Source organism: Streptomyces sp. NPDC031418, assembly GCF_055581605.1.
Window position 1 is genome coordinate 109313 of record NZ_JBVIJC010000004.1, and the last position, 19164, is coordinate 128476.

General features: G+C 70.2%; 21 protein-coding genes and 1 pseudogene. 11 read left to right on the forward strand and 11 right to left on the reverse strand.

What is annotated here, in order from left to right; translation table 11 throughout:
* Positions 1 to 13: 13 nt before the first annotated feature.
* Both ACZ5CZ_RS06615 and ACZ5CZ_RS06620 read right to left on the reverse strand, forming a co-directional pair.
* Complete coding sequence (locus tag ACZ5CZ_RS06615) at positions 14 to 1111, reverse strand: IS110 family RNA-guided transposase (protein ID WP_468939810.1); 1098 nt, start codon at positions 1109 to 1111, stop codon at positions 14 to 16.
* A 724-nt stretch (positions 1112 to 1835) separates the two neighbouring features.
* A complete protein-coding gene (locus ACZ5CZ_RS06620; protein WP_468939813.1) occupies positions 1836 to 3041 on the reverse strand; it encodes a PP2C family protein-serine/threonine phosphatase in 1206 nt (401 codons plus the stop codon).
* A gap of 1612 nt (positions 3042 to 4653) precedes the next feature.
* On the opposite strand from ACZ5CZ_RS06620, the gene ACZ5CZ_RS06625 reads away from it, so the two are divergent.
* Positions 4654 to 5001 carry an ANTAR domain-containing protein gene (locus ACZ5CZ_RS06625; RefSeq protein ID WP_450338260.1) on the forward strand — a complete coding sequence of 116 codons (348 nt, stop codon included), beginning with the start codon at positions 4654 to 4656 and terminating at the stop codon, positions 4999 to 5001.
* Between the two features lie 398 nt (positions 5002 to 5399).
* On the opposite strand, the gene ACZ5CZ_RS06630 is transcribed toward ACZ5CZ_RS06625, so the two are convergent.
* The 4 genes from ACZ5CZ_RS06630 to ACZ5CZ_RS06645 form a co-directional block, all read right to left on the reverse strand.
* A complete protein-coding gene (locus ACZ5CZ_RS06630) occupies positions 5400 to 5621 on the reverse strand; it encodes a hypothetical protein (RefSeq protein ID WP_158926425.1) in 222 nt (73 codons plus the stop codon).
* Positions 5622 to 5719: 98 nt separating this feature from the next.
* Positions 5720 to 6088, reverse strand: a complete 369-nt coding sequence (locus ACZ5CZ_RS06635) for a hypothetical protein (RefSeq protein ID WP_351092570.1) — start codon at positions 6086 to 6088, stop codon at positions 5720 to 5722.
* On the reverse strand, positions 6085 to 6756 hold the full coding sequence (locus tag ACZ5CZ_RS06640) for a hypothetical protein (RefSeq protein ID WP_310769926.1): 672 nt from the start codon (positions 6754 to 6756) through the stop codon (positions 6085 to 6087). The genes ACZ5CZ_RS06635 and ACZ5CZ_RS06640 overlap by 4 nt, the downstream gene beginning before the upstream one ends.
* The gene (locus tag ACZ5CZ_RS06645; protein WP_171151366.1) at positions 6747 to 7322 is read right to left on the reverse strand and encodes an RNA polymerase sigma factor; all 576 of its coding nucleotides are present in this window, start codon (positions 7320 to 7322) and stop codon (positions 6747 to 6749) included. Before ACZ5CZ_RS06645 ends, ACZ5CZ_RS06640 begins: the two co-directional genes overlap by 10 nt.
* 153 nt (positions 7323 to 7475) lie before the next feature.
* Here ACZ5CZ_RS06645 and ACZ5CZ_RS06650 point away from each other — a divergent pair, with 153 nt between their 5' ends.
* The 7 genes and pseudogenes from ACZ5CZ_RS06650 (at position 7476) to ACZ5CZ_RS06680 (ending at position 11784) form a co-directional block, all read left to right on the forward strand.
* Entirely contained in the window at positions 7476 to 7967 is a 492-nt protein-coding gene (locus ACZ5CZ_RS06650) for an Asp23/Gls24 family envelope stress response protein (RefSeq protein WP_399776588.1), read from the forward strand.
* An 84-nt stretch (positions 7968 to 8051) separates the two neighbouring features.
* Entirely contained in the window at positions 8052 to 8219 is a 168-nt protein-coding gene (locus tag ACZ5CZ_RS06655) for a hypothetical protein (RefSeq protein WP_030645371.1), read from the forward strand.
* A complete protein-coding gene (locus ACZ5CZ_RS06660) occupies positions 8216 to 8623 on the forward strand; it encodes an Asp23/Gls24 family envelope stress response protein (protein WP_030645373.1) in 408 nt (135 codons plus the stop codon). Before ACZ5CZ_RS06655 ends, ACZ5CZ_RS06660 begins: the two co-directional genes overlap by 4 nt.
* Before the next feature lie 112 nt (positions 8624 to 8735).
* The gene (locus ACZ5CZ_RS06665; protein WP_468939818.1) at positions 8736 to 9362 is read left to right on the forward strand and encodes a DUF6286 domain-containing protein; all 627 of its coding nucleotides are present in this window, start codon (positions 8736 to 8738) and stop codon (positions 9360 to 9362) included.
* Positions 9363 to 9390: 28 nt separating this feature from the next.
* Positions 9391 to 9999: an alkaline shock response membrane anchor protein AmaP gene (locus ACZ5CZ_RS06670; protein ID WP_468939821.1), complete on the forward strand. Its 609-nt coding sequence runs from the start codon at positions 9391 to 9393 to the stop codon at positions 9997 to 9999.
* A gap of 85 nt (positions 10000 to 10084) precedes the next feature.
* Positions 10085 to 10240, forward strand: a complete 156-nt coding sequence (locus ACZ5CZ_RS06675) for a DUF6131 family protein (RefSeq protein WP_099054839.1) — start codon at positions 10085 to 10087, stop codon at positions 10238 to 10240.
* 354 nt (positions 10241 to 10594) lie between these two features.
* Positions 10595 to 11784: pseudogene (locus ACZ5CZ_RS06680) on the forward strand (PP2C family protein-serine/threonine phosphatase).
* Positions 11785 to 11846: 62 nt separating this feature from the next.
* Here the strand turns inward: ACZ5CZ_RS06680 and ACZ5CZ_RS06685 are convergent.
* Positions 11847 to 12452 carry a DUF5994 family protein gene (locus ACZ5CZ_RS06685; RefSeq protein ID WP_055707165.1) on the reverse strand — a complete coding sequence of 202 codons (606 nt, stop codon included), beginning with the start codon at positions 12450 to 12452 and terminating at the stop codon, positions 11847 to 11849.
* Positions 12453 to 12796: 344 nt separating this feature from the next.
* Between ACZ5CZ_RS06685 and ACZ5CZ_RS06690 the strand changes: the two genes are divergently transcribed.
* The 3 genes from ACZ5CZ_RS06690 (at position 12797) to ACZ5CZ_RS06700 (ending at position 16052) form a co-directional block, all read left to right on the forward strand.
* Positions 12797 to 13486, forward strand: coding sequence for a DUF5994 family protein (locus ACZ5CZ_RS06690; RefSeq protein WP_386417315.1), 690 nt, complete (start codon positions 12797 to 12799; stop codon positions 13484 to 13486).
* A gap of 314 nt (positions 13487 to 13800) precedes the next feature.
* Entirely contained in the window at positions 13801 to 14664 is an 864-nt protein-coding gene (locus ACZ5CZ_RS06695; RefSeq protein WP_385842449.1) for a slipin family protein, read from the forward strand.
* Positions 14665 to 14783: 119 nt separating this feature from the next.
* Positions 14784 to 16052, forward strand: coding sequence for an ATP-binding protein (locus tag ACZ5CZ_RS06700; RefSeq protein WP_386417319.1), 1269 nt, complete (start codon positions 14784 to 14786; stop codon positions 16050 to 16052).
* Positions 16053 to 16091: 39 nt separating this feature from the next.
* Here the strand turns inward: ACZ5CZ_RS06700 and ACZ5CZ_RS06705 are convergent, their stop codons facing one another.
* The 4 genes from ACZ5CZ_RS06705 to ACZ5CZ_RS06720 all read right to left on the reverse strand — a co-directional run bounded on the left by ACZ5CZ_RS06705 (position 16092) and on the right by ACZ5CZ_RS06720 (position 19071).
* Complete coding sequence (locus ACZ5CZ_RS06705) at positions 16092 to 16577, reverse strand: DUF5994 family protein (protein ID WP_385842447.1); 486 nt, start codon at positions 16575 to 16577, stop codon at positions 16092 to 16094.
* A gap of 259 nt (positions 16578 to 16836) precedes the next feature.
* Positions 16837 to 17361, reverse strand: coding sequence for a hypothetical protein (locus ACZ5CZ_RS06710; protein ID WP_385842446.1), 525 nt, complete (start codon positions 17359 to 17361; stop codon positions 16837 to 16839).
* Positions 17362 to 17367: 6 nt separating this feature from the next.
* The gene (locus ACZ5CZ_RS06715; RefSeq protein ID WP_468939828.1) at positions 17368 to 17904 is read right to left on the reverse strand and encodes a DUF5994 family protein; all 537 of its coding nucleotides are present in this window, start codon (positions 17902 to 17904) and stop codon (positions 17368 to 17370) included.
* Positions 17905 to 18093: 189 nt separating this feature from the next.
* On the reverse strand, positions 18094 to 19071 hold the full coding sequence (locus tag ACZ5CZ_RS06720) for a magnesium transporter CorA family protein (RefSeq protein ID WP_386417324.1): 978 nt from the start codon (positions 19069 to 19071) through the stop codon (positions 18094 to 18096).
* Positions 19072 to 19164: the final 93 nt, after the last annotated feature.

The following is a 19164-nucleotide window of genomic DNA, read 5'->3' on the forward strand; positions in this document are numbered from 1 at the left end:
CTCACGGACGCCCCTATAACGGGGGAACGCTGGATACCGTTCTGACCAGGTTGAAGACCTCTCGGGCGGCATATCGCTTGAGGCATCGGATGATCTCGCGCCGGGTCTTGCCCTCCTGGGTGCGGCGTTCGTAGTACGCCTGGGTTCGGGGGTCGTGGCGCAGGCGGGTGAACACGATGCGGTGCAGGTCGGCGTTGGCCTGCCGGTCGCCGCCGTGGTTGAGCCGTCGCGTGATGCGCCGCCCGGAGGAGTACTCGATGGGGCTGACTCCGCAAAGGGCAGCAAAGGACGCCTCGGTGTTCAGCCGCTCGGGATTGTCCCCCATGGTGATCAGGAGAGTGACGGCGCTGTCCGGGCCGATGCCCATCGGTACGAGCAGTTGCGGCGCGTGGCGTTCGACGAGCCGGGTCAGGCGTTGGTTCAGCTCGTTGATCTGCCCGGTGAGCTGTTCGATGCGTTCGGCGAGCATGCGTAATGTCATGTGGGTGGTCTGGACCACCGCGTCCTCGTCTCCCCCACCATCGGGTGGGCTGAGGGTCGCGCAGGTGCGGAACAGCTCGGCATTGCCCAAGCTCGACAACCGTTCCCGCAGGGCGGGGTCGGCGATCACTAGGACGGCCTTGAGCTGGTTGATCGCCTGGGTGCGGGCCTTGACCGCGGAGTCCTTGGCGAGCTTGTAGATCCGGGCGCTGTGCACCGGGCCGTCGCCGGACTTGGCCTGGGCCCGGGTGCGACCGCTGAGCACGGCTCGCGCTGCGGCCTGCGCATCGAGCGGGTCCGACTTGCCGAGCAGACGGCGGGCTGTGCGGTCAGGCCGATTCACTTCGAACACCTGGACATGCTGGGCCAGCAGGTAGCGGGACAGGCCCGCGCCGAAGGTACCGGTGCCCTCCACACCGGCCCGGCGCACCGTCCCCCGCCTGCGGGCCCACACGAGCAGCCGACGGTAGCCGGCCACCGTCGCCGGAAAGGACTCGGTGCCAAGGACCTTCCCCAGCGGGGAGATTACGGCGGCGACGTGCACCTCACCGTGCGTGTCCACGCCGAGCACGACTTCTCTCCGCACGGGAGGATCCGTACTGGAGGAGGTGCTGCGCTGTCTGGTCGTCATGGTGGTTCGCCTCCCGCAGGGTGACACGCTGAGTGGATGGCACCGGCCCGCTCGGGCGGTCTGAACCGTGATGGCGCCTGGAACTCGGCAAGGCCCCTATTGGGACACGCCCTGTGGCTCGGTGACAGCAGAAGCCAGCCCGCAACGACGGTCGACAAGCCTGTGACTGGACACTTCGGTCAAAGATCTCAAGAGTCAGACCCCCGTCCGGGACGGCATCGCGCAACCATCGCATCGATCCCGGCGTATCGGCATCTACCGACCACAGCCGGATGGCTTCGCCCGAACCAATGCCCAACCTGGCCGGAGCAGGCTGAGAATGAGTTGACTCCCCGCCCACTCGCGACCGGCAATGACGGACAGCCTGTGACCCGCCTTACTGGTCGCCCTCCATCGGCCATCGCACGAACGGCTTCGAGCCCTCATTCTGGTGCACGGTTGTCCGCAAGTCATGGAGCGGGCTGCCAAAGAGGCTGCCTAGCAACTCGGCAAAGGCACCGGCGAGTGCTTGGGAACTCGGTCTACTCGAGTAACGGGGAACAGCAGCACCGCACGAAGGGGCGCCCGCGTGGAAGGTATGGCGCATGTGGGCGCTGCCGGACCCGATGCTCGCGGCCCCCGTCACCGACCCGGCGCCGCCCGATGGGTGGGCCGCCGAGGAGAAGTGGGACGGTTCTCCAGACACCTCGTGATGTCTCATTCGCGTTGGCACCGTTCACCCAGGTCACGACTGGTCCTTCGTGCGTGCGGCTGAGGCTTGCCGGGTGTCTGCGCCGCTGCTGACGTGCCGCTGGGTCTCCTGGGGGCCGTGCCAGTCCAGGCAGACGGCGGTGGCATCGTCTTCGAGCCGGCCGTCGGCGGCGTCCCGGACCGCGGACGTCAGCGCCAGCGCGGTCTCCCTCGGGTGCAGATTCCGGGTGCACCCCAGCAGGGCGGGCAGATCGACCTTCTCTCCGTGACGTTCGAGCATGCCGTCGGTGAACATGAGCAGACGGTCACCGGGCCGCAGGTCGAGGTCCTGCACACGGTACGGGTGGGGAGTCAGCTCAGACAGCCCGAAGGGATGGTCCACCTCGCAGGCAATCGTCTCCACAGCCCCGTCGCGCATGCGCAGCGGCCAGGGATGACCGGCGTTGACGAACCGGGCCCGCCCGGTATGGAGATTGATGCGCAGGAGCTGCCCGGTGGCATGACCGTGGCCGTGTTCGATCAGTGCCTGGTCTGCCCGGTGGGCCTGTTCGGCCAGGCCGGTGCCCGCCCGGCGGGCCCCGCGCAGGGCGCCCACCAGGACCGTGGCGGCCAGGGCGGAATCCATGTCGTGGCCCATGGGATCGGTCACCGACACGTGCAAGGTGTCGCGGTCCACGGTGTAGTCGAAGGTGTCGCCGCTGAGGTCCTCGGAGGGCTCCAGGTTCCCGCACAGGGTGAACTGTGCGGCCTCGCACGACAGCGACAGGGGCAGCAGCTGGTACTGGATTTCAGCCGCCAGGGTGGCCGGCTTGGACCGTTTGCCCCAGGTGTAGAGATCGGTGAAGCGGCCGTTGGCGATCACGATGTAGGCCAGGATGTGGGCGGCTTCCCCGACTGCGTCGAGCACGTCCTCGCCAGGGCCGGTCGGCAGGAGCAGTTCCAGCAGCCCGATCGCATCCCCGCGGTTGGTGACGGGCACGATCACCCGCTGCCCCTCGCCGGTCGCGTCCTGATACAGGCGCTGGGTACGGATCACCTCCTCGTAGACACTGCCGAACAGGGGAACCCGCTCGGCCTGCCGCCCACCCTGAGTGGGAGCGGTGGACAGCCGAGCCACCGCCTTCCCTGTCAGGTCCACGATGAGGAAAGAGACCTTAGTGGCCTCGAAACGCCGCCGCAGGTCCTCCGCGATCACGTCGACGGCGTCCGCCGGCGCCGCTGTCTCCGCTGCTGTCAGCAATCGAGTGAGCCCACTTTGTCCACCGCTCACGACCGCAGTCCCTTCCGCAACCCCCCCACCAGCTTGGTAATCACCGCAGTGAGCGTCAATCCGTGAACACTCACGCTCCGGCGTTCGCCCGCGGACGGGGCCGCCACGGCTGCTCTGTACAAAAGCGGCTCGACGGGCCCATGTCCTAGGAGACACGCCAGAGTCTGGATAACGATGGCTGGAGAGCGCTGCTCTCTCTGGATGCCGGGCGTTTGGAGTTGCGCTCGCGCAGGGACAGGAACTGGCACCCTCCTTCCCCGAGGTTCGTTCCGGGCACGGTCCAGCTGCCGACGCGACGGCCCCGGACGGCGAGCTGGTCGTACGGGAAATCCAGCAGGCTCGCCTTCGAGCGACTCCAGGGTCGCCTCCAGCGGCGCGGTGCCGGCGCTGCCCGGCTCGCCGAGCAGTGGCCCGCCCACTTCGTCGCCTTCGACTTGTTGCGCCTGGCGGGCACCGACACGACCAGATGGCCGTACGCGGGCGCCAGGGCGGCTGCTCCGGAACGCCTTTTTGCCGAACAGAACCTCACCGCGCCGTGGGCGCTGTGCCCGTCGTTCCCCCCGCTGGCCTGGGGATTCACGAAACTGCGGACAGGGCCCTGAAAGCGGCCAGGGCTACTTGTCGCCCGAGCCGGACGGGAGCCGACCCGCAGGTCCACCGCGGCCCGGTCGGTGAGGCGGGGAGCAAGGCTGCGGCTCAACCGGGCGAGGGCCTCGTCCACCTCCAGAGTCTGACCGAGCACGTCGGGACCAGCCGTCCGTCACCACGCAGGCACCTGTCGTCGTCCCCGCGTGCCGCACGCCTCCCGGCCAGCGCCCACAACAGCGGGCAGCGCTCCCGCGGGACGAGGGCACCTCCCGGGTCACGATGGCACAGATCGTGCGTGGAACTCCCCGTCGCCACCCGCCACACCAACGGCGGGGCCATGGGCGCCATCGCGGGGCGCCGTCACTGCGGTCACGTCAGCGGCTCCCCCGGCTCGTTGGCTGAACCGGAGGAGCCTGAGTCGAGCCGGCCCCATGGATGCGGCCCACCTCCGGGTCCCCCTCCCGAGTCCCCCGCACCCGAATGCCTGCCGCGATGTCCGACAGGTGCTCAATCGGAGCCGCGACCGGTCGTGCGCAGAACCCCGGGAGGAGGGGATGCCCTGGGACGCCACGATCAGGACGTCTTTTTCCGGCTGCGGTTGATGCACTCCGAACGCACGGCCGTCCGCGTCGGCACCGGAGAGCCTCGAACCGACTCTGAAGACGGTCAGCCGAGCCAGGACGACACCACCCGGCCTCGTGATCCTGCCCCGGCGTCTGGTGGTCGAGCAGTCCTTCGCCCGATCAGGCGCGCCCGCAGGCACCGCGACCATGGACGGAACATCCCTCGATCCGAGCGGTACTGATCGTCGCAGGGCAGGGCCCACCGTCATGGCCGAGTTGAACCCTGAGTGAGCTCCGCTCCAACGGCCGCTGCGCGCCGTGGAACCGGATGCACGAAAACGGCAACCTGGGGTAATAGTCGAACTGTCGTCCTCGCAATTCCGTACGGCACCGGCGACCCGGACGGGAAACCCGAGGTCTGGGATGTGACCATGATGGAAGACTCTTCGAACGGCACCCCGATGCGGCTCGAGGGGCGCTTGGTTCCGGCACGGACACCGCTCCTGAACAAGATCAGCGAGTTGCAGACGGAAATCGGTCAGCTGCAGGAGGCCGTCGTCTCCCACACCGTGGTGGACCAAGCGATCGGTGTGGTCATCACCCTCGGTGGCCTGCGTCCCGAGCAGGGCTTCCAACTGCTACGAGAGGTCTCACAGCACACCAATACAAAACTGCGGCAGGTCTCCGAACTGATCGTGGAGTGGGTACACAGCGAACAGCTGCCCGATGAGATCCGCACCTCCCTGGACAAGGCACTGGCCACCGCACGGTCCATCTGAACGCAGCACAGCTCTGCCGCCCGCGTTCCGAGCCGGACGGCAGGGCGGGCGGACGAGTTGAATGCCAGCTCACTTCCGAACCCGCACGCGACGCGACCTCCGCTCAACGCGTCCCCGAACCCATCTGACCAAAACGTCGCACGCCAGACCTACCGGCGGTCGCTGATGACGCACGCTCCGGAGCACTCGCCGGCGTGCCCGCAAGGGCCCCACGATCACGGAGTCTCCCCCGAGTCGCGCGAACGGTTGCGTGGTTGCCGTGTGCAGCGGATCGGACGCCTCCTGCGCGGCCGGCAGCCGCCCGGCCGACAACAGGAGCGGGCCGGCGCCGCGAAGCACCCGGGACAGCGGGCCCGTCGCCGTCTCCGGCACCGGCGGCAACGGTCCCGTCAGGCCGGTCAGGGCCGCGTCGGGGTCAAACAGACCCGCTCGGCGGCGCCGTCCTCGTCCACCAGACCGGCCGCGGACCAGTCGGCCAGTCCCGGCACCAGCACGCGGCACACCCGTCTGAGCCCCTCGACCGCGTCCAGCGTGCTCGACAGCGCCGCCGCGCTCCGGGTGGCGAACGCCAGCTGGTCGAGCGCCGCTCGCAGCGCCGCGTCCGCGTCATCCTCGTCCATGGCGACCACCTGCCCGCCTGGTGGCCCCGCGGCCGCTTCCGCCCTGGGAAACCAGCTTGCCGAACGACGGTTCGTGGGGCCTGTGCCCGCGCCGCCGCTCATGCCGCGTCGCGCCAGGCGGCGATACCGGTCACCGTGACCGCGACGGTGACCGGCTCCGCGGCACCGTGGGTGGCGAGGTGGGTGACGAGGGCGGCTGTCACCCGGTCGTGGACGTTTCGGGCGATGTCCAGCGCCCGCCGACCCTCCGTCAGGACGCAGCGCACCTCGATGTGCCATCCCGAACCGTCCGGCGCCCGGTCGGCGCGTACGCCGGCCTCAGGTGGCGTGGTGTCCGCCCGGGTGGGCGCGGCGGCTGCCGCGAGGCGCCGGGCGAGGCGGGGCTGCAGGGCGGCCACGCCAGGAACCGCGAGGGCTGCCTCGGCCGCGACGCCGGGGAGCGCGGTGGTGCCGGTGGCGGTCATCATGCGCCACCGCCCGTCGGAAGGCGGGGACCGAGGGTCGGTCCCGGTTCCAGTACGTCGGCCACGGTGATATCGACGGCTGTCACCGTGAGCCCCAGGTCCTGTCCGGCCGAGTGGAGGACCGATCGGCGTACCTGGTGGACCCGGTCGGGCAGCGGGCGGTCGAGGGCGGCGGCCAGGGTCATGGTCACCCGCACGTCGGTGCCGTTGCCCTCGTGTACGAGCCGGCAGGTCGCGGCCCTGGCACCGGGGACCGTGTCCGCGGCCCGCCTCAGCACCTTGGCCGCGGCGCTCTCGGCGATCCGCAGGTCCCGGTCGGGGTCGGCCAGGGGCAGCAGCCGCCCGAACCGGACCTCTGCCCTGACGACGTCCATGACCCGGTCGGCGAGTGCGTGCAGGCCCGGAGGGTCCTCGTCGCGCAGCGTCCGGGCGGCCGCGTTCACCGTGGCCAGTCCCTCGACCGCCTCTCGGCAGTATGGACAGGACACCGGGTGCGGGTCCGCGGCCGGTGGTGCGTCCCGCGCCTGTTCCCAGACCCGGCTGAGCAGGCGGCCGCAGGGCAGTACCTCATCGCCTGCGATCGGGGGCACGTCGGCGGCGGCCCAGCCGTTGCGGGGCCCGCCGGCTCCGGGCGGTTCGGGAGGCCGCGTGTGCGGGTCGTCTAGCGCCATGAGCCCATCGCCTCCTGCAGGGATCGGCGTGCCCTGAACAGTCTGCCGCGTACCGTCTGCTCGTCGGTACGCGTCACGTGCGCTATCTCCTTGTAGGGCAAGCCCTGCACCTCCCTCAGGATCCAGCAGACCCGCTGTCCGGCGTCCAGCTCGGCGAGCGCGCGGAACAGGGCGGCCATGGCCGCGTCCTCCTCGGCGGTCCGGGCGGGCTGGCTCCACGCGTCGCCCGCCGCGGGTTCGGCGACGGTGTCCAGGGAAAGAGGCGGCGGCCGTCGGTGGCACATGGTCTGGCAGCGGTTGACGGTGATCCGGTACATCCAGGTGTGGAACTCCGCCCTGTGGCGGTATTCCGGCAGGTGGCGCCAGGCGCTGACGAAGGCGTCCTGAACGGCCTCCTCGGCGTCCTGGGGGTTGCCCAGCATGCAACGGGCCAGGGTCAGGAGGGACCGGCTGTGCCGCTGGACGAGAACGGCGAAGGAGTCCTCGTCTCCCTCGGCCGCCCGTACCGCCAGCAGGCGGTCGGGCAGGTCGCACCCCAGTCGTGGGGAAGCAGTGCGTTCGATCATGACGCTCCCACGCAGGCTCGGAACGATCGTGTACCCCTGATACGAGTTGTGACGCACATCACATGCCAGACGCGTGAGGATTGTGCCGCCCGGTATGTCCAACGTTCGACGGGCACCATTCCGGTGTCCGGCCGACCGATCGAGGCGACCGCCATGACGGACAACATCACCAGCGTCGGCGGGGGCAGCCGGCCCGAAGCGGGCGTGAGCGCGCTCAAGGGCCGCACCGGGGCCGGGGCTCCGGCCGAGACACGGGGCAGGACCACCATCGCGGACGGTGTGGTGGCCAAGATCGCGGGCATGGCCGCCCGCGAGGTACCGGGCATCTACAACCTGGGAGCGGGGATGGCCCGCGCCTTCGGCGCCATGCGGGAACGCGTCCCCGGCGCGGGCGGAGGCGGAGCGGTCACCCGCGGCGTCAAGGTCGAGGTCGGGGAACGGCAGGCCGCGGTGGACCTGGACGTCGTCGTCGAGTACGGCGTCTCCATCGTCGACGTCGCGGGCGGCGTACGCACCAACGTCATCAGCGCCGTGGAGCGGATGACGGGCCTGGAGGTCGTCGAGGTGAACATCGCCGTCGACGACGTCCATCTGCCTGACGACGAGGAGGAACAGACCGAACCGAACGAGGGCCGCGTGAGGTGACCGCTGCCAGGAGCACCGCCGTGTCCTCGGGCCCGAGCGGATGATCACGGCGAGAGGGACGCTCGCGAGACGGGTGAGTGCGAGATGAACACAGCAACGACGGGACTCGCGGCCGGCATGGCCCTCGGCTTCGCCGGCTACTTCGGCGGCTTCTGGGCGTTTCTGCTGGTGCTGGTCCTGGGCGCGGCGGGGCTGATCGTCGGCCTCGTCGTACAGGGCGACCTGGACCTCCGGACACGGAGGCAGCGGTGAAGACCCGGCCCGGTTCCCCCGGTGAGGGGTCGGGCCCGCCGGCGCCGGCCGCCGGGCTGCCGCCCCCGGCCGAGCGGGGCGCCACCGTCATCCCGGACAGGGTGGTCGCCCGTATCGCCGCGCAGGCCGCGCGCGCGGCGCAGGCGCGGCGCGCCGCGGTACCGCCCGATCGGGGCGGACCTGCGGCACCCCACGCCTCCGCCGCCGTCCGTACCGGATCGGTGCGCCTGCATCTGACCATGGACCTGCCCTACCCCACCGACATCCCGCGTGTCTGCGAGCGGATCCAGCGGGACGTCGCCGAACGGGTCGCCCAGCTGACCGGGCTGCGAGTGGGAGAGGTCCTCCTCACCGTCCGGCGGCTGGTGACCGCCACCGACTCGAGCCGGGGGCGGGTCCGGTGAGCGGCCGGGCGGCCCGGGTCACCGGGCACGCCGTGCAGGAAGGGCGATCGTGATGACATCCGGTCCACATCCCCCGGGCCGCGGCTCCGCGTCGTCCGGGCACCGTGCCGCAGTGCCGCTGACGAAGGAGCCCGATCCTCCCGAACGCGACGTGTCCCCCTCGGACCTCACAGCCGGTAAGCGCGAAGGAGGGCACCGAACCCGTCGCAAGTGGTCGGCGCGCAGCGTCACGGCGGCGCTCGTCGCCGCGGTGATCCTCGTGGCCGCGGTCGCGACGCTCGTCGACGTCGTCGCCGTACGGGCGGGACGTCCGGCCGCGGCCTGGCGACGGCACCTGGCCGACGAACTGGCGACCCGCCCGGTGGACGACGTGTGGATGCTGACGGGGGCCGCCGTGGCCGCCGCCGTCGGCGTCTGGCTGATCGTTCTGGCCCTCACCCCCGGTCAGCGACGCTGGCTGCCCCTGCGCTCACCCGCCGGCTGCCCGCGATTGCGGGCCTTCGTGGACCGCAACAGCGCCGCCGTCCTGCTGCGCGACGCCGCCATGCGGGTCCCCGGAGTCGGCGCGGCGCACGTCCTGGTGGGCCGCCACCGCATCAGAGCCCGCGCGGACGTCCGCTTCCGAGACCCCCGACAGGTGAAGGACGACCTCACCGCCGTCCTCGACGAGGAGCGCGACCGGCTCGCCCTCGCCCGTCCTCCCCGCATCGCCGTACGGGCGCGGCGACGCACCCGCTGACACAAGACCCGCAGCACCGGAGCCCGCCATGACGCCGCGATCCGCCCTCAACCGCACTCTGCTGGCCCTCGCCGGACTGGTCCTCCTCGGCGGCGGACTGCTCATCCTCTTCGCCGGGCTCGACCTCTACCGGCGGCACGATCTGGCCCCACCCGCCGGCTGGCCCCTGACCACCCCGGCCGACGTCCTGCTCGGCTCCGCCGACCGGGCACGCTGGAGCAGCCAGGGCTGGTGGTGGTGGCCCGCGGTCATCGCCGCCCTCGTCCTCACCGCCCTGCTCGCCCTGTGGTGGCTGCTCGCCCAGCTGAGCCGACACCGCCCCGGCTCACTACCCGTCGGCGGCACATCCCCGCAGGAGGGCGTCGAACTGCGCGACCGTGCACTCAGCGAAGCGATCGCGAACGAAGCCGGTGCCCTGCCAGGGGTAGGCCATGCGGCCGTACTCATCACCGGCCGACCGGGCCGCCACCGCACCCGCATCAAGCTCACCCTCACCCCCGAGGGCACGCCCGGCGCCACTCTCGGTGCCCTGTGCGAAGGCCCGATCGGCACCGCGCGTCGGTCCACCGGCCTCATCGACATGCCCGCCGAGGTCCGCCTACAGGTCAGCCGCCACGGACCACACCGCGTGGAGTAAGGAGGAGATCGGCCGTTCCCGCCGACGCCCTTGCGGCCCACCGCGGTTCGCGGGCGCGCCGACACCACTCCCCGAAGGAGAGATCATGATCATCCTGGGCGTCATACTGCTCGTCGTCGGCTTCCTCACCGGCCTGTCCATCCTGTGGACCATCGGGATCATCCTGCTGGTCGTCGGAGCCATCCTGTGGATCCTCGGCGCGATGGGACACGCCGTCGCCGGCCGACGCCACTACTGGTAGTCGGAATCGTCGCCCTGCAGGGCAGTGATCCAGGCTGCGGGCAGGCCGGCAGACGTCGCGGACCCCACCAAGACGTTCCGCGGCGGCGGACGACGGCGGCGGCGGAGAGGTCGAGCCGGCTGAGGCCGCCGCCGATGCCGGCCAGCCGCCGAGGCTCGACCGGGGCGCGCCCGGTGGCCGTTGTGCCGGTCCTCGCCGCACGAGCGCACGGCCGACTCGTTGGGGAGTCGGTGGATCGGCCCCCACGATCCGGGCGGAAGTTCCCCACCGCGTCGGCCCGTGAGTCTCCGTCGGGAGTTCGTATGCACAGCACCTTCGTGAGGATCCGCCCGAACGTCCCCCGGGGCCACAGCGATGGCGGGCGGTGAGCGGCAAGGACCCGCGGAAGGCTCCACCCGGTCGGAGTGCTTCGGGGAGGAGTTTCTGGGAGTCCTGCTGGACCAGGGGCACGAGTTGCCGCCGCACCAGCTCGGTCCGCTCGTCGCACGGCAGATCGGCAGGCTCGACGGCCGCGAGACCTCTATCTTCCTGCAGGACTACGGCCAGGTGTGGTTCGTCCCCCTGCCGGGCGACGGGCTGGCGGCCGGGGAACCGCAGCCGATCGACGCCTCCGACGCCGGACGCGCCTTCCGGGAAGCGCGTCCCGTCGAGGTTTCGCAGGCCGACGGTGTGCGGGTCTATCTGCCCCTGCTGGACGGTGGCGACCAGGTGGGCGTCATGGCCGTCACCCTGGACCGTCTCCAGGACGACGAGCGACGGCTGCTGCGCAGGCTCGCCTCACTCGTGGCCGACATGCTGGTGACCAAGCACGGTTACACCGATCTGTTCTTCCGGCTGCGCCGCAGAGAACCGATGAGTGTGGCGGCGGAGATCCAGTGGTCGCTGCTGCCACCGCTGGCGATGTCCACGCCCCGGGTCGAGCTGGCCGGGATGCTGGAACCCGCCTACGACGTGGCCGGCGACAGCTTCGACTACGCCCTCAACGGCGATGTCCTGCCACGGTGGTCATCGGAGCCCACCGGCATGCCCGGCGCATCAGCGTCGGCCTGTCGGAGATCTATACGTTCATGGACCGGGCCGTCGCCGATCAGTTCGGCCCCGACCACTTCGTGACCGCTCAGATGATGCGGCTCAACACGGCAACGGGCAGGCTTCAGTGGGTCAATGCCGGACATCCCGCTCCTCTGCTGATCCGTGGACACCGTGTCGTACGACGGCTGCAGGGCCCGACGACGCTGCCCGTCGGCTTCGGCGGTCACGAGCCCCGGATCAGCGAAGTGGCTCTCATCCCCGGCGACCGGATCCTGTGCTTCACCGACGGACTGATAGAGGAGCGCGATGTCGGCGGTGAGGAATTCAGTGAGGAGCAGCTCTTCGGGTGGGTGAACCGCCTTGAGCCCACGGCGCAGCAGATCCGGACGGTGGCACGCTCCCTCTCCCACACGCTGCAACGGGCGCGGGGCGGGATCACGACGGACGATGCGACGCTCCTGCTGATCGAATGGCGCGGGAGCGCCACCGACGACCTCGCCCTCCCGGAGTGAGCCGGCCTCCCGCCCCCAAGGAAAGGCCGACGGCACGCAGCCTTTCCCCCACCGCCGATCTCTCACACTCCTGCTGCCGCGGTGGGCACGTGACGGGTGACCGGTCCGTCAGGAGTGCGTGAGGCGGGGTGGGGGGCGTCGTGTCCGCCTTCGGAGTCCCAGACCGCCTCCCGGAGCGAGTCCGAGTCGGCCGCTGCCTCTGCCGCGGCCCGGAAACGTTCGGCCTCATGGATCAGGCCGGTCGCCGTGAGGCTCCGCGACGGGTCGGTGGCCGTGGCCATGAGCCGGGCTGCGGTGGCCGGGGCTGTCTCCGGTGGGATCACCAGCAGGTCCCAGCGGCCGAAGGTGTGGGACAGCAGCAACAGCTTGTGCGGGTCCTGCCCGGCGTTGGACCAGCCGACGCGCACCATGTGGCCGTGCGCGGGCACTTCACCCGGGATGACCGGCCACAACGTGCGGCTCACCGCTATCCGGGTGATCCGCCCCCACAGCGGGTCGAGACATTCGACGAGCGCCGGGAGCTCCTCCGTCAGGTTGCGCGAACGGGGCCACCAGGCACCGTCGATCAGGGCCGGAGGGGCGCCGGCCCGCGCCAGCGTGAGTCGGAGCGGTGACGAAGAAGGGGCCCGGTCTCCGACTGCGGGTGTGAACGGAATGGTCGCGGTCATGACGCGGACCCAACCCCGGGCCGGTCACGGCCGGCCCGGTTGCCATGAATCGCCGAGAACGACCCGGCGTGGAAGCCGGTGTACGAGATGCTCTCGGTAATCACCAGGATACTCCTCGCCGAGGCCCGGCGGACTGGCGGGGAGTGACGGGCTGAACGGAACGACACACGTCACAGAGCCAGGGGAGTGCTGGGCCGGGGCATGCGGGCCGTCGGGCGTGAGACCGGTCCGGGAGCCGGCATACCAAGGGCCCCGGCGCCCTCGGCCCACTGCCGCCGGTATCGACGGCCGCTTCGCCGAATGCGGCGGCGTCTCCACAACCGCCCCGGCGTGTGCGGAGTACCGTGGACAGCACCGAGGGCATTTCGCACACCGGCTTCCACGCCGGGTCGTTCTCGGCGAGAGATGAAACCCGGGTCGCCGCGAAGGCTGCCCGGAGACGGGTCCGCATCATGTCGGCGACCTTGCACCAACTCCTGCCACACCACGAGCCCGTCGCAGCCCCGGCCGTGCGTCTCGCGCTGAAGACCGACGGCCCGTCGCGCGGCCTCCTGGACGGTGCCTGGTGGCCCCGCTCCCGAGACCTGCTGAGCGAGCTGCCCGCACTGACCGATGTGCTGGACCCTCTGTGGGGCCGCATCACCCGCATCGCCGTCAACCCGAAGTACTGGCCGGTCATCCCGCACGAGATCCCCGTGGGCGGTCATGTCGTCAAGGTCGGATGGTTCACCCCGGAGATCGACCCACACAAGCTGCTGCTGCTCTCCTACGGAACCGGCCGCTGGGATCTGCTGGTCATCCCACCCGAGACCGAGACGGAGTCGGCGGCCCGCCTGATGGCGGCCGCGTCCGACTACGACGGTCCGCCGCTGACCGCAAGCGCTCTCATCGCCGCGGACGAGACCCGGCACGCCGTCTCCGCCGCCGACCGGCCGCTCGAACCGGACGAGCCAGGGAAGTACGAGAGCGGCCCCTCCTCTGCGGCCGATCCGGCACAGACCGGTCGCGTCAGTCGCCTGATCATCGGCATGTGAGACATGAGCACCTTTTTGACGACCAGCGTCTTCCTGGTCCTCATCGCAGCGGCGGCGTCCGTGATCCACCGGCTCAACTTCGAGCAGGCGGAAAGGATCGCCGTGCACCGGTACAGTCGCGCGCTGCCCGGCGGCCCGCGCCGCAGCACCGACACGGCACAACCCCCTGCGACCAGCACCGTCCAGGTCGCCGGCCGTCGGCGCGGTTCGTACCGACGGGTTTCGGCGCTGTCTCACGAACCGACGCAGGCCCATGCAGAGGTCTCGACCGGCGGGTCCCCGCCCCAGGTGGTCCTCGTCCCGAGGAGCAGCACATGCAAGTCGTGATCGTTCTCATCGTCGTGATCGGCCTCCTGGCCGTCCTGGCTCTCGCCCTGTCCGTGAAGGTCGTCAAGCAGTACGAGAAGGGAGTGCTGTTCCGCTTCGGTCGACTCGTCGGAACACGCTCCCCAGGACTGCGGTTCATCATCCCGTTCGTCGATACCCTGCACCGGGTGTCGCTGCGGGTCGTCACCATGCCGATCCAGTCCCAGGGCATCATCACCCGGGACAACGTGAGCGTGGACGTGTCGGCGGTCGCCTACTTCCGGGTCGTCGACGCCGTGAAGTCGGTCGTCGCCGTGGAGAACGTCAACGCGGCGATCAACCAGATCGCCCAGACCACCCTGCGGAAGGTCGTCGGCCGGCACACGCTCGACGAGACACTGTCGGAGACGGACCGTATCAACCTGGACATCCGCCAGATCCTCGACGTCACCACCGTCGACTGGGGTGTGCAGGTCACGCTGGTCGAACTCAAGGACATCCAGCTGCCCGACACCATGAAGCGCGCCATGGCCCGCCAGGCCGAGGCCGAACGGGAGAAGCGAGCGAAGATCATCAACGCGGAGGGCGAGTCCCTGGCCGCAGCCGCGCTCGGCGACGCCTCGGACACCATGATGGCCCACCCCCTGGCGCTCCAACTGCGCAATCTCCAGAGCCTGGTGGAGATCGGTGTCGACCAGAACACCACCGTCGTCTTCCCGGCCCCCCTCATGAGCACGATCGGCGAGCTCGGCTCCTTCCTCGCCCGGGAAACCGCTGCCGCCGCACCCGCCGCGGCAGCGCCACCGGCCGGCACCGGCCGCACCGACACGTCCCTCAGCCCGGCAGGCAGCGCGCCCGGCACCGCGGCGTGAAGCCGACTACGGCCCGAGCGATCCGTGGCACCAGGGAGGATTCGTGACCGTCGCCTGTCGCGCGCATCCTCCGGGCACCGGCTGATGATGGGAGTACGGCCGAACACGCGGAGCTGATCATGACGGGTTGGCGGGTCAGGGACTACACCCAGGACGATCTCGAAGCGGTGATCCGTGTCGACATGGAGAGCGGCACGACCGAGGAGCCGCCGCTCTTCCCGCTCTCGGACGCCGTGACGGCCCTCCAGACCCGCCACCCGGCCGTGGTGGCCACGGCCGACGACGTGCTGATCGGCGCCGCGGTGAGCAGGGTGGAGGGCGAACGGGCATGGATCCTGCGCATCTGCATGGCGCCCGGCTGGCGGCAGCGCGGGCTGGGGAGTGCCCTGATCACCGCCCTTGAGCAACGGCTCTTCGCCGTCGGCGTCCGCGCGGTGCACGCCGCCCTGCCCGAGGGCGAGACCGGTGCCACCGCCCTGCGCAACTGCGACTTCGGCGCCCGCCCCGGGCTGGTCTTCTTCGAGAAACGCGGACCGGTGACCCCGCAGTCGGCCGGCACGCTGTCCTCGCTCGGAGCGGAGCTGCCGCCAGGGGGGCTGTGGCAGAAGGTCGCGGGCATGCAACGGGAGAAGCAGCTCATCGAGCGGCGCCTGGTCCTGCCGCTGGCCCATCCCGAACTGGCCGCCCAGCACGGAGTGGAACTGCCACGGGCGGTGATGCTGTTCGGCCCGCCCGGGACCGGCAAGAGCACGTTCGCGCACGCGATCGCCAGCCGCCTGGGATGGCCCTTCCTCGAACTGTTCCCCGCCCGTCTGGCCGCCGAGTACGGCCTGGCGACCGGGCTCAACCGGCGCTTCGACGAGATCGCCCGGCTCGACCACGTCCTCGTCTTCATCGACGAGGTCGAGGAGGTCGCCGGCGAACGCGGCGGCGCGGACGCGACCGCTGTCGGCGTCGTCAACGAACTGCTCAAGGCGATCGTCCGGTTCCGCAGCCAGGACGGACGGCTGCTCGTCTGCGCCACGAACAACGTGACCACGCTCGACTCCGCGTTCCTGCGGCACGGCCGCTTCGACTACGTGCTGCCGATCGGCCCTCCCGACCACACCGCCAGGACCGCGCTGTGGGAGAGCTACCTGGTCCGAGCGGGCGCACGGGCCGACAGCGCGGTACTCGCGGCCGCCAGCGAGGGGTTCACCCCCGCCGACATCGCCCACGCGGCACGCACCGTCTCCCAGGCCCAGTTCGAGCGCACCTTCGACACCGGAACCCGGACCACCCCCACCACCGACGACTACCTGGACACGATCCGCGACACCAAGCCCACGGTCAGCGCCGCCATGGCCCAGGACTTCGCCCAGCAAACGGAAAAGTACGCCCGCATCTAGCGTCCAGGCCGATAGGGGAGTCGATCTGCGACGGACGTGTCAGGCCGGCGCAGGAGGCATGCCGCCGCCGGTATCAATGAGGATCTGCCTGGCCTCGGTGACGTTGTCGGCCCGTACGGCCCTGGCCATCGCGGCGCGTGCCGCGTCGGGCGACGTGTCCGGAGGGACCAGCAACAGAGAGAAAAGGTCCCCTTCGCCTCGGGTGATGAGAACGGTGTCGTCACCGACCGGGAAGGAGTCGATGTGCACGACCCGGTCGTCGACCATCACCCGGGTCGGCAGTCCGTCCCAGGCACTGCCGTCCAGACCGACCCGGGTGACAGGCCCGAGATGCTCGGTCAACGCGGAGATCAGCGAGGGAAGCTCGGCACCGATGTCCCGGGACCGCGGCCACCATGCGCCGTCCAGGATTCCCTCGCGTGCGTGTGTCGTCTCCAGCCGCAGCAGGGCCGTCCCGGGGTGCACCGACCGGTGCACGGCGTCCGGCAGGAGCCTGGGGAAGTCGGGGGTGTCTGAGCCTGCCATGGTGTCCGCCCGTCCGCAGAGAGCAGTGCGACCGCACGGCGTGCGACCACGATACGACCCTCCTACCTCACGGTACTCCGCACGACGCGCCCGCGAGCGCTTCGCCGCAGGGCGCGGTTGCGAAAACAGGCAACGGCTCCGGCGTATACCCGCCGGAGCCGCCCTTCCGGGTCATTGCACGTGAGCGTGCGCCGACCCGCATCCGTCGTAAGCAATCCTTGCGAGGGTTCACTTCGGTCCGAGACGCCGACGCGGCGGCTCAGCCACGCCCTTCCTCTTCCGTCTCCATCTGCCGGATCCCCTGGTGCGTCAGCGTGATCATCCCGGGCGTGTTGCCCCTCTCCCAGTCCACGACGACCCAGCCTTCACCTGCCAGGTACATACAGGCAGCGGCCATGTCCTGCTCAGGGATACCCAGGTCCGTGCGGAGCTTCGCCCCATCGACACCCAGGAGGCGATTGCCTTCGGCGGCTTGGTACAGAGCCTGCATGATCCTCTCGCGGTACGTCTTTCGGTCTCGCAACATCGCCATGACGCGCCTTCCTCTACCGCCCACGGTCGGGCCGAAGCCGATGTCATCCGCGGTCGCCGTCGCGGTGGGGCGCGTCGGAACGGTCGCGTCCACCGACCGACGGTGTCTCCGGGGCCGACGCCCGATCCCCGGCAGAACATCGCTGTAGTGGAAGGCAGCGATCCGTTCGGCGTGCTGGCCGTTGAGCCGGTGGATCAGAACGACTCCGACGGCGATCAGGACGAGCAGCACGGCCACGGCGATGACGAGCATGGGATCTCACCTCCGCCGACCGGCGGGCGAAGGCCCTGCCGAGCCGATGGACCGGGGCCGGGACGACGGTCGACCTGCTCCGCCGTCGTCCTCCCAGGCTTCTTCCCTGTTTCGTGCATCGATCCTGTCTGCTGCTTGCTCCCGGGCCGAGGCATCGACGCCGTCGCCGACCATCAACTGCGCGGCGGCATCCGCACCGGTTTCCGGCGGAATCACCAGCACGTCCCGGCGGCCGTCAGCGGAGAAAAGAGTGAGTCGGTGGGGATCCTGCTCCTCGGTGGACCAGCCCACCTGCACGGTGCGCCCGGCGTAGGACACCCAGTGCGGCAGGACGGGCCAGTAGGCCGGGTGCACGGTGACACTCGTGATACGACCCCAGAGATCACCCAATGCGGCCGTCAACGACGGCAGCTCACGGGTGAAGGCACGGGAGCGAGGCCACCACATACCGTCCAGCCCGCCCGGCGCGGGCGTCAGGGACAGCCGGGCCGGCTGCGGCGACGCACCTCTGCTCGATGTCGTACGGTCAATGGTCACAGCCATGGCGCGAACCTGCCCCCGGGCTCGTGGGTGCGGCCCGGCGCTGTCGATCACCGGGAACGGCACCCGCAGCGGAGCCGGTGCGCGAAGAACTCCCGGTGTCTTCACACTACTCCGCTCACCGGTCCGAAAAGCCCGGGATGACCAGGCAGTTTCCTGCCTTCGGGACCGGGTCGCCGGTGCCGATGCCGGTCAGAGCCAGTCCTTGCGCTTGAACGTCAGATACAGCAATGCGGACAGGAGCACGATGACGGCGGCGGAGGTGACGAATCCCGACTCGCGGCCGAAACCGGGATAGGGGAGGTTCTGGCCGTAGTAGCCGGTGATCGCGGTGGGTACGGCGATGATCGCGGCCCAGCTCGTCACCTTCTTCATGATCAGGTTCATGCTGTTGGCCTGGACCGAGAGGTTCGTCTCCATGACCGAGGCCACCAGGTCCCGCAGTGATTCCGTCCACTCGGTGGCACGCAGCACGTGGTCGTAGACGTCCTGGTAGTACGGGACGAGAGGGTCGGTGATCAGGTGCAGGCCGGGGCGCATGAGCCCATTGACCACCTCGCGCATCGGAAGCACGACGCGGCGCAGCCGGACGAGCGATTTACGCAGCGCGAAGACCCGGCGCTGCACGGCTTCGATCTCACGGCGCCCAGCCGCGAAGAGCAGGCCCTCCAGCTCCTCGATGCCGTCGTCCAGTTGCTGGACGGCGGCGAAGTGTCCGTCCACGAGATGGTCGAGCAGGCCGTGCAGCAGGAATCCGACGCCGTGGCCGGCCAGGTCCGGGCTCTCGTCCCAGCGGGCGACGACGTCCTCGATGTCGAAGCCGTCGTCCTTGCGGACGGTGATCATGGCCTGGCCGGTGAGGAATACGGCGATCTCGCTGTACGTCAGCTGCGCACCGTCCGGGCTGACGGTCACGGCATAGGCGCTGAGGAACTCGTGGGTGCGATAGCGGTCGAGTTTCGGCCGCTGTCCACGCTGGGCGGCATCCTCCAGAGCCAGTTCGTGGATGCCGAACTCCTGACCGAGCATGGTGAGTTCAGCGGCTCCGGGCCGGTGCAGGTCCAGCCACAGGACCGACGCCGGATCAGCGAGATGCGCAGGGACGTCACCGACGGGAAAGTCCTCCAGGACGAGAGTGCCGTCGTGATACAGCCGGGTACGCGTCACCATGACCCGAGGCTAGTGTCTTATATCCCTTCCATGCCGCTTCGCCCCGATTCACGACGTCAAAGCCCGGCGACATCCGCAGGCTCCGGCCAACAA

Bases quoted from the DNA above. Each gene is read 5' to 3' on its own strand.
- ACZ5CZ_RS06655 (WP_030645371.1), top strand. From the start codon at position 8,052: ATGAACACAGCAACGACGGGACTCGCGGCCGGCATGGCCCTCGGCTTC.
- ACZ5CZ_RS06715 (WP_468939828.1), bottom strand. From the start codon at position 17,904: ATGGCTGTGACCATTGACCGTACGACATCGAGCAGAGGTGCGTCGCCG.
- ACZ5CZ_RS06645 (WP_171151366.1), bottom strand. From the start codon at position 7,322: ATGATCGAACGCACTGCTTCCCCACGACTGGGGTGCGACCTGCCCGAC.
- ACZ5CZ_RS06710 (WP_385842446.1), bottom strand. From the start codon at position 17,361: ATGCTCGTCATCGCCGTGGCCGTGCTGCTCGTCCTGATCGCCGTCGGA.
- ACZ5CZ_RS06700 (WP_386417319.1), top strand. From the start codon at position 14,784: ATGACGGGTTGGCGGGTCAGGGACTACACCCAGGACGATCTCGAAGCG.
- ACZ5CZ_RS06685 (WP_055707165.1), bottom strand. From the start codon at position 12,452: ATGACCGCGACCATTCCGTTCACACCCGCAGTCGGAGACCGGGCCCCT.
- ACZ5CZ_RS06695 (WP_385842449.1), top strand. From the start codon at position 13,801: ATGCAAGTCGTGATCGTTCTCATCGTCGTGATCGGCCTCCTGGCCGTC.
- ACZ5CZ_RS06615 (WP_468939810.1), bottom strand. From the start codon at position 1,111: ATGACGACCAGACAGCGCAGCACCTCCTCCAGTACGGATCCTCCCGTG.
- ACZ5CZ_RS06720 (WP_386417324.1), bottom strand. From the start codon at position 19,071: ATGGTGACGCGTACCCGGCTGTATCACGACGGCACTCTCGTCCTGGAG.
- ACZ5CZ_RS06625 (WP_450338260.1), top strand. From the start codon at position 4,654: ATGATGGAAGACTCTTCGAACGGCACCCCGATGCGGCTCGAGGGGCGC.
- ACZ5CZ_RS06675 (WP_099054839.1), top strand. From the start codon at position 10,085: ATGATCATCCTGGGCGTCATACTGCTCGTCGTCGGCTTCCTCACCGGC.
- ACZ5CZ_RS06635 (WP_351092570.1), bottom strand. From the start codon at position 6,088: ATGATGACCGCCACCGGCACCACCGCGCTCCCCGGCGTCGCGGCCGAG.
- ACZ5CZ_RS06650 (WP_399776588.1), top strand. From the start codon at position 7,476: ATGACGGACAACATCACCAGCGTCGGCGGGGGCAGCCGGCCCGAAGCG.
- ACZ5CZ_RS06670 (WP_468939821.1), top strand. From the start codon at position 9,391: ATGACGCCGCGATCCGCCCTCAACCGCACTCTGCTGGCCCTCGCCGGA.
- ACZ5CZ_RS06630 (WP_158926425.1), bottom strand. From the start codon at position 5,621: ATGGACGAGGATGACGCGGACGCGGCGCTGCGAGCGGCGCTCGACCAG.
- ACZ5CZ_RS06640 (WP_310769926.1), bottom strand. From the start codon at position 6,756: ATGGCGCTAGACGACCCGCACACGCGGCCTCCCGAACCGCCCGGAGCC.
- ACZ5CZ_RS06705 (WP_385842447.1), bottom strand. From the start codon at position 16,577: ATGGCAGGCTCAGACACCCCCGACTTCCCCAGGCTCCTGCCGGACGCC.